The sequence below is a fragment of the Neolewinella aurantiaca genome (assembly GCF_008014675.1).
In the GTDB taxonomy this organism is placed as follows: domain Bacteria; phylum Bacteroidota; class Bacteroidia; order Chitinophagales; family Saprospiraceae; genus Neolewinella; species Neolewinella aurantiaca.
Window position 1 is genome coordinate 130,814 of record NZ_VOXD01000016.1, and the last position, 12,167, is coordinate 142,980.

General features: G+C 51.0%; 12 protein-coding genes and 1 pseudogene. 2 read left to right on the plus strand and 11 right to left on the minus strand.

Annotation, left to right across the window (positions count from 1 at the left end; all coding sequences use genetic code 11):
• Positions 1–136: 136 nt before the first annotated feature.
• The 8 genes from FUA23_RS11890 to FUA23_RS11925 form a co-directional block, all read right to left on the minus strand.
• A complete protein-coding gene (locus tag FUA23_RS11890; RefSeq protein WP_147930967.1) occupies positions 137–1,006 on the minus strand; it encodes a mechanosensitive ion channel family protein in 870 nt (289 codons plus the stop codon).
• 8 nt (positions 1,007–1,014) lie between these two features.
• A complete protein-coding gene (locus tag FUA23_RS11895; protein ID WP_147930968.1) occupies positions 1,015–1,296 on the minus strand; it encodes a hypothetical protein in 282 nt (93 codons plus the stop codon).
• 3 nt (positions 1,297–1,299) lie between these two features.
• Positions 1,300–1,896 carry an RNA polymerase sigma factor gene (locus tag FUA23_RS11900; protein WP_246144174.1) on the minus strand — a complete coding sequence of 199 codons (597 nt, stop codon included), beginning with the start codon at positions 1,894–1,896 and terminating at the stop codon, positions 1,300–1,302.
• A 206-nt stretch (positions 1,897–2,102) separates the two neighbouring features.
• On the minus strand, positions 2,103–3,011 hold the full coding sequence (locus FUA23_RS11905; protein WP_147930969.1) for a DUF4249 domain-containing protein: 909 nt from the start codon (positions 3,009–3,011) through the stop codon (positions 2,103–2,105).
• Positions 3,012–3,038: 27 nt separating this feature from the next.
• A complete protein-coding gene (locus tag FUA23_RS11910) occupies positions 3,039–3,578 on the minus strand; it encodes a dihydrofolate reductase family protein (RefSeq protein ID WP_147930970.1) in 540 nt (179 codons plus the stop codon).
• Between the two features lie 80 nt (positions 3,579–3,658).
• Positions 3,659–6,043 (minus strand): TonB-dependent receptor, encoded by a 2,385-nt coding sequence (locus tag FUA23_RS11915; RefSeq protein WP_147930971.1) that lies wholly within the window; start codon positions 6,041–6,043, stop codon positions 3,659–3,661.
• Between the two features lie 242 nt (positions 6,044–6,285).
• Positions 6,286–7,380, minus strand: a complete 1,095-nt coding sequence (gene hemH / locus FUA23_RS11920; protein WP_147930972.1) for a ferrochelatase — start codon at positions 7,378–7,380, stop codon at positions 6,286–6,288.
• Between the two features lie 90 nt (positions 7,381–7,470).
• Positions 7,471–8,913 (minus strand): MATE family efflux transporter, encoded by a 1,443-nt coding sequence (locus FUA23_RS11925; RefSeq protein ID WP_147930973.1) that lies wholly within the window; start codon positions 8,911–8,913, stop codon positions 7,471–7,473.
• A 267-nt stretch (positions 8,914–9,180) separates the two neighbouring features.
• Between FUA23_RS11925 and aroQ the strand changes: the two genes are divergently transcribed.
• Both aroQ and bioD read left to right on the plus strand, forming a co-directional pair.
• A complete protein-coding gene (gene aroQ, locus FUA23_RS11930) occupies positions 9,181–9,603 on the plus strand; it encodes a type II 3-dehydroquinate dehydratase (protein WP_147930974.1) in 423 nt (140 codons plus the stop codon).
• Positions 9,604–9,675: 72 nt separating this feature from the next.
• The gene (gene bioD / locus FUA23_RS11935; protein ID WP_147930975.1) at positions 9,676–10,314 is read left to right on the plus strand and encodes a dethiobiotin synthase; all 639 of its coding nucleotides are present in this window, start codon (positions 9,676–9,678) and stop codon (positions 10,312–10,314) included.
• A 611-nt stretch (positions 10,315–10,925) separates the two neighbouring features.
• Here bioD and FUA23_RS11940 read toward each other — a convergent pair.
• From FUA23_RS11940 to FUA23_RS23125, 3 genes and pseudogenes are all read right to left on the minus strand, one after another.
• Positions 10,926–11,582 (minus strand): hypothetical protein, encoded by a 657-nt coding sequence (locus FUA23_RS11940; RefSeq protein ID WP_147930976.1) that lies wholly within the window; start codon positions 11,580–11,582, stop codon positions 10,926–10,928.
• 7 nt (positions 11,583–11,589) lie between these two features.
• On the minus strand, positions 11,590–11,967 hold the full coding sequence (locus FUA23_RS11945) for a hypothetical protein (protein WP_147930977.1): 378 nt from the start codon (positions 11,965–11,967) through the stop codon (positions 11,590–11,592).
• Between the two features lie 69 nt (positions 11,968–12,036).
• Positions 12,037–12,167: pseudogene (locus FUA23_RS23125) on the minus strand (IS5 family transposase); the annotation flags it as partial.

Below are 12,167 nucleotides of genomic sequence, written 5' to 3' on the forward strand. Positions count from 1 at the left end.
GTGAGAATGGAATTATTTGACCACTTTAAGCAGCCAAACGGGGATCTTTTTCCGGCACCTCTCGGGTGATAACACGAGCGGTTGTCTGGAAATTAATTTTTCGATGGCGGTTAGGCCAGGAAACGCGCAGGAGATTTTACCCCTCATGTGGTGGCAGGGCTGGCCCTTTATCGCGGCGGATATGAATTTCAACACCTTCCGAAGTCACTTTGCTGTACGGAATAACGTGCTCGCTCTCGTCGGAGCGAATGATGATGTTATTATTGTTGATAGTGATGACCTCTCCCCGTCTTCCGTCGATGGTTATTTCATCGCCAACGTGGAACTTGTCCCGGCTGTAGAATCCGGCAAGAATACTGGTTATTACATCTTTGCTCGCAAGTCCGTAACCGATAGCAAAAGCACCGGCTATACCCGCCAGGATGATGGACATGTTGTCCTCCATGAACTCTGTTTGCAGCTTAGCCTGCCGCAGGGCAATCAGCACAATATTGAGCATGATGAAGTAGAAAACAATATTAGCAATCAGGTTGCCTGACCTGATGCCTAGTGAGCGACAGGTAGTAAGGATCAGTTTCTTTACCGCATCAGCAATAAAAATACCGATCACCAGTACTAGGAATGCTGTGACTCCGTTGGGGATATATTCAATGAGATCCTTCAGTAAGTCCGAGATGATTCTTAGGCCCATTGCCTCCACGGCAGCCATGGAAAAAATGATGAGAATGAAGTAGTACGTCGTCGTAGCGATGATTGTACTCGGAACGAGATTGATCTTCGACTTTTCGAACATATCGATACTCATCAGCCGGTCAGCAAGCTTATCGACACCTACTGCACTGAGCAGCCGGTGAATAAGCCTGCGAACTAACTTGGCAAGGATAATACCGATGATGAAAATCACCAACCCTTTAAGTAATGCAGGGATTACGGTAAACAATTGCAACGCCTGATCGTACAGGGCGTCCATGATGCTTTTACTATTCTCTGGTTCTGGTAGCTGCATGTGGTGGATTAACGAATGACATCTTCTCCTTCAGGAGTTCCGGGTGTAGGAGGGGGAAGGCGGGAACTATCGTCTTCATCGATGGTAAGATATGAATCTTCAGGGTCAATGATACTACCGCCAGCTAAAACTGACATAGTGTCGGCCATTACCGGGAAAAAGTGTTCAAATATATCGCCGATAAGATGAATCGTCCTCAACCGTGACTCCACAGATTGACGGATTTCCTTTTCGTACTTACTTACGAAAACCTGGTGGTCTTGTTCTTGTAGTAGCAGGAAGCTGTTCATCGGTTAGTTGTTATTGCTCGCGAAAAGTTCTTGGTGTTTTCGCTTCGCTTTTTCTTTAGCTCTTTTGAGTTGCATCTTTATCGCTGATTCGTTCTTGTCGAACATCTTAGCAATATCTTTAATCTTAACTCCGTCTTTATACTTCAGAAGTAACAACCGGCGGTCGGTCTCACTTATATTGCGCAAAACATGACGAAGCTCGTTAACTTTCATGGTCGTCAGCGCGGTGTCCGGAACTTCTTCCGCTTCGAGGTCAGGGGGATTCTCGACTTCATCAGCGAATAAATCCCTGCTTCGTTTTTCTTTCCTGATCAGATCTATACAGTAATTGTAAGTCACCGAATAAACCCAGGTAGAAAACTTGGACTGGCCCTGAAACTTGCCCAGGCTAAGGAAAATTTTGGTAAAAATCTCTTGTGTTGCGTCTTTAGCTACTGCTTCCTTCTTCAGCATTGTAAGTGTCTTGCCGTAAATTTTTGCGGCATAGCGATCGTGCAACAGTCGGAAACAGGTGCTGTTTCTACGCTCCCGGTAAGCAATGATGATTGCCAGATCTTCCATTTCTGGATGACACAATCCACGGGGCTTGGCACTAGACATTCAAATAAAATTTCAACGAATCGCCAACGGATAAAACGTTAAAGATCGTTATGGAGACGTTAAGGCAATATTTTGGTCACGCAATATAGAGACGATATCTCAATTAGTCGGCTAATGAGTGACAAAAACTACATTGAGGGTGACTAACTTGTTGAAAATGAAAGAGTCAGGCGTGATATTTTTACAATTCACTGATTTTACTGTTCTCATTCCACCGTTCGTTCTGCACGCGCGGTGGCGGCAACGTTAAAGAATCCCAGTATAGCCTCCTGGCTTTCAATCTCAAAAATATTACCTGGAGAATTGGTTACGGGCAGGTCAAAAAGACCACTGCCTCCATTATTTATTTGTTCGGATACGATACGCAGGAAGAGGTAGGCTTCGTCGCTGAGCGAGATCACCTCTACCGCAATATGGTCTCCTTCTTCCAACGGGATGAAGCCTCCGTCTTCATCCTGTTTATTGATGGCAAAGCGAATGGGGAAAATGAAGGCAATGCCGTCGGTGCCGGAGCCGGGGCTGAAGGTGGCGTCGTAGGCGATGTTGAGTTCAGACGGGTTAAGCAGAAGCGTATCGTTGAAGGTGGTTCGGATCAGGTACGCATCACCGGTCCCGACGGGGTCCCGGGCGTAAAGCTGGGCGTAGAGTCCTTCGTCGAGCCCGAGGGATTCTTCTTCGAACTGAAAGCTGATGGAGTCGATGGTCGCCGTCCGGTTCATAGTGGTAGTAGAGGCGTACTGCTTGTCGCCCCGCTGAATCCCTAGGCCAAATTCCATATCCACTTCTCCCAGGGTTTCTCCGGGAACGGAAGGCTCCCAAACGTAACGGCCTTCGCCTTCGTGCTCAAAAACGAAGCAGTTGGGGGTAGGCTGCTGGTCTTCCGTCTGGCAAACGATTACCTGCGCATCGGTTACGGGCGTGGGTAAACGGTTGTCGTAATAATCCTGGCTCTCAGATAACAGGATGGCTTGGGGCTCCGAGATGTTGTTCAGCCAGGCTTCAACCACCAGCTGGGGCTCCACAAAGCGGGAGTCGAGTGTCACGGGGTCTTCGCAATTGTAGAAACTGAAACCGAGAAAACAAAGGAGCAGAAAACGGAGGGTTGACTTGATCATAATCTTAGAAAAATTGAGGGTTCGGGGTTATGGTTCTTTGCGGGTGTAAACAAGATTGACGAACCCGCTTGGGAAGGCTTCGGCGGATTGAACGGTAAAGTGAGTCTCTGCACAGCCCTCAGGAAACAGGGCTATGCCCTCACCGAGAACGCGGGGGATTATGGTCAGGGTCATCTCATCCACTAGACCTGCATTCAGAACAGAGCGAATGAGCTGGCCTCCGCCTATGATCCAAATATCCCCTTTCGCTTCGGAGGTTAAACGACGCAGACTCGTTGGGTCGATATCAGGAATAACGCTGGTTTGGGGAGTTGGCGTTTCCAGGGCCGAATTAGAGCTGACCACCAGGGTCTGCGCATCCGCATAGGGCCACGGAACATCGAATCCGAGGATTTCCTGATAGGTTTTCCGGCCCATCACTACCGTTCCGATGCTGGCGTAAAAATCGGTATAGCCGTAATCCAAACCGTCTGGGTTTGGGTACTCCTCCAGCCAGGCAACGGAGCCGTCGGGGCGGGCAATTTTACCATCCAGTGTAACGGCGATGAAGAGTTTCACTTTGCTCATGTCCAACGTTCTGTGCACCTGCGTTCGCGCCCTGTCTTATTGGAAAGTATTCTGGCGCGCACGCAGGTGCAGGGTGAGGTTTACTTGAATTTGAAGTTGTAGCTGATGCTAGGGATGATGCTGCCCACCACGCTAAGCTGGTTCGACTCGGTCATCACCGGACTACCCGGTATTACCCGGCCTTCGCTCTGGGTGCCGGAAACGGTGAAGGCATTGCGACGCCCGTACAGGTTGTACACCCCAAAAACCCATTGTCCCTGCCAACGACGGTCCGCATTTTCCTTCTTGGGGTCGAGCGTAACGGAAACATCGAGACGGTGATAGTCGGGGATTCGGAAGTTATTACGGCCTCCGTCTTCGTTGTGCGGAACGTAGTAACCGAGTTGGTAGTACCCCGCGCTGGCCAGCGTAACCGGTGTGCCGGTGTTGTAAACGAAAGTGGCGCTCAGGGTCGCCCTTTCCGACAAATCGTAAAAGCCGGTGATGTTGAAGTTGTGCGTTTGGTCGAAACGGTTGTCGTAGTACTCGTTGTTGTTTACGCCGGGGGTGAGGCGCTCACTCTTCGCGAGGGTGTAGCTGATCCAACCGTTGAAACGTCCCTTCACTTTTTTGAGTTGGAACTCCGCGCCGTAGGCGCGGCCCTCGCCAGACAGAGTCTGCCCCTCCACGAATTCATTGAGGACCAGATCTGCCCCGTCGACGTAATCGACCAGGTTGCTGAAGTCTTTATAGTAGAGTTCCAGACTGGCTTCGTAGGTGTTTTCCTTGAGGTTGCGGAAATAACCAACTGCAAACTGATCGGCCATGGAAGGGTCGATGTTATTGGTGCTTGGCGTCCAGATGTCGAGCGGAATCGAAGCCGTCGTGTTGCTGAGCAGGTGGATGTACTGCGCCGTTCGCTGGTAGCTGGCTTTCAGTGAGCTGTTGGGGGCGAGTTGGTATTGCACCGCAGCGCGGGGCTCGAGGTTGAACCAGTCTTCGACCACTTCTCCCTTTTCTGTTTCGGTTATTCCGGTTAGCGGGCGGGCAAACCCTACCCGCGGAGCTTCTCCGAACTCATACACCGGCCGGCCGCCGAGGTACGCAAAATGACTGAGGCGGAGACCATAGTTGAGTTTTACTTTGTTTTTGAAGAGGCTAAGCTCGTTTTCCAGAAATACTGCACTCTCTATGGCCCACTGATTGTTGATGCTGATGTCTATCTCCGTACCGTCGCTTACCGCAATCGCATTTGCGGGCTCGAAGCGGTAATAAATGCCCTGGCCGCCGAAACGGATCACGTTGTCGGGACTCAGGAAATAGCTGAATTCCGGTTTGACGCTGAAGTTCACGATGCTGGCGTCCCAGTCGAAGGCGTCCTCTTCGGGATCGTCCCCGAAGTTGATGGCATAATCGTAATCAGAGTAGTAAAAGGTGAGGTTGCTGAACAGGCGATCATTGAAAAGGTGATTCCACCGCACCGTTCCGGTGGTATTTCCCCAGCTGAAACCCGCCTGGTCGCCAGGGGCAAAAACATCGCGGCCCAGGTAGCCGGAAAGGAAGACCTGGTCTTTGTCGCTGAATTTATAGTTGGTCTTCAGGGTAAGGTCGTAGAAGTTGAGTTTCGTGCCGGAGAGATCATCGCCCAGGAACGGGGCGGCGAGTACGTCGATGTAAGACCGGCGACCGGCCAGCAGGAAGGAGGATTTGTCTTTCACAATCGGTGCTTCCACGCTGAGGCGGCTGAAGATGGTCCCGATTCCTCCCTGCATCTCGAATTGCTTGCTGTTGCCTTCTTTCATGCGAACATCCAGGATCGAGCTGAGCCGCCCGCCGTAACGCGCAGGGATGCCCCCTTTGTAAAGCTTCACGCCTTTTACTGCGTCGGGGTTGAAAACAGAAAAGAAGCCGAAGAGGTGGCTGGAGTTGAAAACGGGAGCTTCGTCGAGAATAACGAGGTTCTGATCAATAGAGCCTCCCCGGACGTTGAAGCCCGCGGCACCTTCACCCACCGAGGAAACCCCGGGTAGCAGCTGAATACTCCGCAACACGTCCACTTCGCCAAGCAGCGCGGGCAGGCGTTCGATAGTACTCATTTGAAGGTTTTCGACCGACATCTGAACCGCGCTTACGTTGTTGTCCTCTTCCTTCGCTGTTACGACCACTTCGGTGAGCGCCGTGCCGGATTCGGAAAGCTCGAAATCCTGGGTGGAGTTGCCAAGCAACTCTACCTCCCGGCGGACGTCCTCGTAGCCGAGGTAAGTAACGACGAGCGTATACTGGCCGGGGTCGACGGTGAGAGAGTAAAAGCCGTATTCATTGGTGGTGGTGCCCTTATCGGTTCCGCTCAGTAAAACGGTTGCTCCGATCAGGGTTTCGCCGTTGCCGGCATCCTTGATGTAGCCTTTCACGGTAACCCGCTCCTGGGCGAAGGCTGCGAAAGAAAATGCGAAGAATAAGAGCGTAAGGATGTAATGTCTTTTCATTCGTTTTGATTTGGGGGCAAAGGGTTTAGGGTGGGGTGAGCGCACGCTGTACGCTGAAAGTTTACCCCCCGATCGGGGGATATACTAAAGACGTTTCAAATTGGCAATGGATCATTGCCAAACCGTTAAAGATGTTAACGGCCCGGAGGGAGGGAATAAGGTGTTTTAATACAATTAACTTCAGTGGTTAGTAGCTCAGCACGGAGATGAAGCACTGAGGAGAAAAATCCTGGCTTGTCAGTTTAGCGGGCAATAGCCACACCGGTTTCTTCGCGGAGCATTTCTACTACGGCGTTGATCCAGCGTGGATCTCCGTTGAGAGAAGGGACGAGTTGGATGTGTTCACCTCCCCATTCTTCGAATTCTTCCTGGTATTCCAGTCCGATCTCGATGGTGGTTTCCAGGCAGTCGGCCACGAAGGCGGGGCTGAAACAAAGAACTTTTTTCGCGCCTTTGTTTTTGGCCAGGTCTTCGATCACGTCGATGGTGTAGGGCTTTGCCCAGTCATCGAACCCGAGCCGGCTCTGGAAGCAGGTGGTGTAAGAGCCTTCCTCGAGGCCCAGTTCTTCCACGATTGCCCGGGTGGTGGCGGCGCACTGCGCCGAGTAGCAAAACTGATTTACTTTGCTGATGGAGTTGCAACAACTGTTGGTTCCGTCGGCGTAGCAGTGGCAGTTGCTTGGGTCAGCTTTTTTGAGCTGCCGCTGGGGCAGGCCGTGGTAACTGAATATGATGTGGTCCCACTGATCGAGCGAGCCGAGGTCGCGGGCGTTATCGGCAAAGACTTTGATCAGGTCGGGGTGCTCGTAGTAGCTGTTGACAAAGTTGACGTTCGGGATGTTTTGCTCCTTCATCAGCAGGCGCATTACTTCTTCGTGGACCGACCCCGTAGTGGCACTTGCGTACTGCGGGAAGAGCGGGAAGATGGTGATGCTGCTCACCCCTTCGTCCATCAGCTCTTTGAGAGCCGATTCGATGCTCGGGTTTTGGTAGCGCATGGCCAGCCGGACGACGAACTCGTCTCCCATTTGCTCCGCAACGGCATCGGTGAGTATTTCACCGTAGTATTTAAGCGGGCTTCCGTTTTCGGTCCAGAGTTCCTGATAGAGTTTCGTTGATCCACCGGCTTTGAAGGGGTTCACGATGCCGGAACGGATGGGGGCAATGATGCCGCGCACGAGACCTTGCTGAACGGGGTAGGGGAGGTTGTCGATTACCCTCGGATCGGTCAGGAACTGACCGAGATAGCGGTTGACGGCAACGGGAGTCGGGGCATCCGGAGTGCCGAGATTTACGAGTAAGATACCTTGTTTGCCAAAGTGCTTTTGTACGTGCATGTGGTAGTAACGATCCTGAGGTGACTTGGTTTACAATTCTGTCGGGTACAATTGCTCTTTAACCATTTTTGCACCTGCGTGTGCGCCCGATCACGATTTTTGTCGGGCCAGCGAGGAAAGTTGCCTGATGTCGATCAGACCGGCGAGCATTGCGGCAACGATTCCTGAGGCACCAAGCAGTATGCAATCCGCCAGCCAGTTGAACAAAGAGAAATAAACGAGGGCGAGGCCGCAGGATGCAAAGAAAGTTGAGAAGAGCAATATCCGGAGCCAGGGCACCGTCGTACCCGCAAGGTGGTGCCAGCGGTGCGCCAGAACTGCCTGGGTGGTGGCCACGAAACCCTGGGTGAGCAGGGTTACAGCCGCGGCGCCTGCGGCGCCGTAGCGCGGCAGAGCAATAAGGTTTCCCCCCAGATTGAGGACGATGCCGAGGGCATAAATTTTGTTCATTCGCCCGATGTAGCCTGTCGCACTCAGGAGCGCTCCGTAGGCGTAATTGAGGCTTTGGGCCACAAAGCTGAAGGCCAGGAAAAAGAGGATGTGTCCGGTTTGCGGCTCCACAAATTTGGGGTACAGCAGTTGGGTGATTTCCTGGCTGTAGAAGGCAAGCGGAACCGCAGCGCAAACCGAGCCCGCCAGTAACAACTGGACGCTGAACCGCAGTAAAGGAATCAGGCTTTCCTGTTGTTTATGGAGCCGGGCGTACATCGGGATGAGCAGCCCCGCCAGCAGCCAGCCGATCATGTTCAGCGCATCGAGCAGCCGGTAACCGGCTGCGTAATGATCGGCCGCTGCGGCGCCGTCGGTCAGCATACGCTCGATCATTACGGCGTCGGTACGGGTGTAGGCTGTTGCCAGAAAAACGGCCAGGGCGTAGGGTGCGCCACCACGCAACAAAAGCGCGAAAGTGGCTTTCCTGAATCGGGGCAGCTTGCGGGGCAACCGGTCGCTGATCACCAGCACCAGCGCCGCTGCGGTAAATACCCAACTGGCAAGTTGCAGACCCGCAAACCGCAGGACGGTAAGCTCCTCCGGCACAAAGAGAAGAATACTACCGACGGAAAGGATCATCAGGCTTTTGTCCATAATGGAAAAAAAACCGTCGGTGGTATAGCGCCCCAATCCCGAAAGGTTGGACCGCAGGTAAAGCACGATACTGTTGAAAAACTGAATGCCTCCCGCAAGCGTCAGCAAATAAATGGCCTCGCCCCGGTAACCGAGTAAAATGCCCGCTGCGAGCAAGACAACGATGAACGCCGACCCCAGCAGAAGTTTGAGCCCAACGAAGTAGGGGAAGTATTTTGCCAGCAGGTGCCGGTGACCGGCCAGAACCCGGCTGTTGAAGAGTTGAAGGCCGAAGTCGGCAATTACCTGCAGCAGCATCCCCAGACCAAGCAACGCAAAATAAAGCCCGTATTCTCCTTCGGGGAGTACGTTCTGCACCGTCCGCTCTATGGCGAAAAGGTAAATGCCCTTGACCGCCAGGTTCAGGGAGACTTGCAGAATAGCATTGCGGAAGAACTGAGCAACCATTGATCAGGTAGTGGATGTAATTATGACGGGGGAGCGCTGCGGGGTGAACGAAAGCAGCAAAACGAGTTTCCCGTTCCGGTGCAAAGCTACGATATCGGGCCAAGTGCTAACTTTGTGGCCCAATCTGATCTGCCTGAACGGTAGCTGCGCGAAACCAGTGAAGGAGCATCTTTTCTGAAAGTCCCTTTCAGGGGCGTTTAGCGGCACGAGTTTCAGCTTCGCAGCGTCTTTTTAACTGGGTGAATCCGCCCTTTACCCCATCTGCTTATGTTGAGAATAATAATCATAAACGGCCCCAACCTGAACCTCCTTGGTCGTCGTGAGCCCGAGATTTACGGCGAAGACACCTTCGAGGACTTTATGATCCACCTGAAGGGCAAATTTGTAGATTCGGACGTAGAGCTTACTTATTTCCAGAGTAACCACGAAGGTGAATTGCTGGACAAATTGCACGAGGTAGGTTTTCATTATGACGGAATCATCCTGAACGCGGGAGCTTACACCCACACGAGTGTGGCGCTGGCGGATGCGATATCGGGCATTGAAACGCCGGTTATAGAGGTTCACATCTCAAATGTGCATAAACGGGAGTCATTTCGGCACCACAGCTATGTATCGTCTGTGGCGGAAGGAATCATTATCGGGTTTGGCTTACGGGGCTACGAACTGGCCGTCGAGTATTTTCTGTAAGTGCAGATGCCCCAGTCGGCAAAGCCGACAGGCAAACGTTTGATTTTTTCGCTGTCTATATTCTTGTATTCTATGTACTTTGTTTCCGGCATCCACACCGACGCGGGTAAAACCGTTACTTCCGCCTTTTTGCAGCAAGCGCTCGACGCAGATTACTGGAAGCCCATCCAGGCGGGCGACCTGAACTTCGGCGATTCTGACCGGGTGAAAGCCTGGACGGGCGCTCCTGCGGAGCGCTTTCATCCCGTTCGTCATGAGCTGAACACACCGGCCAGCCCGCACTACGCCGCCCGGATAGACGGGGTCGAGATCGGGCTGGACGACTTCGAACTCCCGGAAACCAACGGACGTAAGCTCATTGTTGAGGGAGCGGGCGGTTTGCTTGTCCCGATCAATGATCGGGAGACGGTGGCGGACCTGATCGTCAGGCTGGGCCTGCCGGTGATTTTGGTGTCGCGGCATTACCTGGGCAGTATCAATCATACGTTGCTGAGCATCGGGTATCTGCAGCAGCGGGGCATCCCGCTGGCGGGGTTGATTTACTCCGGCGGAGACAGCCCGGAAACCGTCCGGATCGTCGGGGAGCAAACCGGCGTTTGGCCGCTGATTGAATTGCCGGAACTGAAAACGGTGGACATGGCAGGTATTGACTTGCTCGTTAATCAGTTTGGGCCGGAGCTTCGTGCTGCTTTGGGGGGGTCTACCGCCTAGATCATAGCCATGGAGGGGCCTTTCAAGGTAGCTAGGGGTGGAGCAGATTATCCGCAGGATAATCGCGGAATTTCTTACTAAAATGTAAAGCGATTATGAGGAGGTAAAAGCTGCTGTATGTTCTGGAGTTAATGAGCCTCCGGTTTAGGAAACCGCAAAGGGATAGCTGTTTTAGCCAGCCCTTTACGGTTTTTGGTGAAACAGTATGCTCTCAGTGTGTTTCAAGCTTCAGATTTTATCGAGCAAAAGCCGAAAGTAAAGCTATCTTGATTTTTTAAAAAAAAACTCTATAATATCAGGCTTAAATATAGCAAGGACAGTACCATCTTCCAACATAATTAGGATGAGCCAGAACAGCGTTTCTTGCCACTAAAACCATTGAGGGGGGCGGCTCTAAAGCCGCCCCCCTCAATGATGGAATTATCACCTATTTGCATCAATTTCGCGCGATTTTGTCCTTTTATTGTTGGGCAACATAAGAGTAGAATTTTAAAAGAGGTGAAAGGATAATGCCTCGTCGACGTTATTCTAAAATTCTCTTTTTTAAGGCTTGCTAATGATTGCCGAAGCATAAAGCGTACAGATGCTTTTAGCACTTATCCTCTAACATTTTAGTTGCCATCGGGGTCGTCAATACAACAGGCATAGTTTCCAGGGTGACATTTTACTTTACAGTACTCAACAATTCCGACATCAACTACTTGTCCACCAATTTCCCGTTCACACCAAGTTGAACCTACACCACCACTATCGCAAGCTTCATCAACACTAATAAGAGTGCCGCCTTCATTAGTAGTACTTCTACACACACAAAGGATGGCATCAAGATCATCATCAGTGATACCAAGATCAAATATGGATGAATCGTCACTCGTTGATTTCTGATCGCCTTCCCTATTCTTTGCTAGTAAAGCTTTCTCCCTATTAGGACCATGAAATTTACTCCACCCGATTATTGGTGTGGACTCATTTGAACCCTCATTACCGATGGTATAAAGGTAGGATTTTCCGCCAGTACCGATTATTTCAAGACCTCCGGTACTCCTCTCCTTGACGAGAACTACTACCTCAGGAAGCGAAATAGGTTTCTCATGTTGAATACTATGAAATTTTTTTGAGTCAGTATTATAAAAGATAGTAAACCTCTCAAATTGATGGTAAACGATATCCGAAGCAGGAGTATCAAGATTAATTCCAAAGGCAGCGTCATTTTCACAAGACGTTGCTAGGAAGATCATCAGGAGTAAAGTGGAAAATTTCAAGTACATAATTAATTTATTTTTGACAACATGCAAAGTATCCGACAGCACATCCAACACCACACCTATCAACAACAAGTGGTCCTGTAGAAAGCTCGCATTCGGCAGTGCCTGGGCCTCCAGCATCACAAATATGTTGCTCCAGGCCGTCTGGAACACAATAACACTCTGCTCCTTTAGTACCAGGACTTGGTCCGATGCGTTTATTCTCCAGCACAAAGTTTTCCTCATTATCTGTTGTCAAATGATTAGACTCAGCTGCTGGTCCGGAAAAATTAGCGATTCCATGCACAAAATGGGTATCACTAGATGTAACTGACGAGTTAATTGAATAAACATACTCTTCATTATTTTCATCAAATAATCTAAGAACGTGTCTAAAAATTCGAGTCAAGATTTCTCTGTATTGACGATAGAACCATCTGAATGTTGGCCATCAAAATGAATGAAGCCGAATTTTCTATCGTTCGCTCCAGGTCCTTGGTGATTCTGCGATAGAAATTCATCCAGGCGAAGCTTCTTTCGACTACCCACCGCTTGGCTTCTACTACAAACCCCTTCGAGCCTTCCGGTCTTGATGGGCACTCAAAGACA

Excerpts from the sequence above, each read along its gene's own strand:
- bioD (WP_147930975.1), top strand. The coding sequence starts at position 9,676 with ATGTACTTTGTTTCCGGCATCCACACCGACGCGGGTAAAACCGTTACT.
- FUA23_RS11940 (WP_147930976.1), bottom strand. The coding sequence starts at position 11,582 with ATGTACTTGAAATTTTCCACTTTACTCCTGATGATCTTCCTAGCAACG.
- FUA23_RS11900 (WP_246144174.1), bottom strand. The coding sequence starts at position 1,896 with ATGTCTAGTGCCAAGCCCCGTGGATTGTGTCATCCAGAAATGGAAGAT.
- FUA23_RS11925 (WP_147930973.1), bottom strand. The coding sequence starts at position 8,913 with ATGGTTGCTCAGTTCTTCCGCAATGCTATTCTGCAAGTCTCCCTGAAC.
- FUA23_RS11890 (WP_147930967.1), bottom strand. The coding sequence starts at position 1,006 with ATGCAGCTACCAGAACCAGAGAATAGTAAAAGCATCATGGACGCCCTG.
- FUA23_RS11915 (WP_147930971.1), bottom strand. The coding sequence starts at position 6,043 with ATGAAAAGACATTACATCCTTACGCTCTTATTCTTCGCATTTTCTTTC.
- hemH (WP_147930972.1), bottom strand. The coding sequence starts at position 7,380 with ATGCACGTACAAAAGCACTTTGGCAAACAAGGTATCTTACTCGTAAAT.
- FUA23_RS11910 (WP_147930970.1), bottom strand. The coding sequence starts at position 3,578 with ATGAGCAAAGTGAAACTCTTCATCGCCGTTACACTGGATGGTAAAATT.
- FUA23_RS11895 (WP_147930968.1), bottom strand. The coding sequence starts at position 1,296 with ATGAACAGCTTCCTGCTACTACAAGAACAAGACCACCAGGTTTTCGTA.
- aroQ (WP_147930974.1), top strand. The coding sequence starts at position 9,181 with ATGTTGAGAATAATAATCATAAACGGCCCCAACCTGAACCTCCTTGGT.
- FUA23_RS11905 (WP_147930969.1), bottom strand. The coding sequence starts at position 3,011 with ATGATCAAGTCAACCCTCCGTTTTCTGCTCCTTTGTTTTCTCGGTTTC.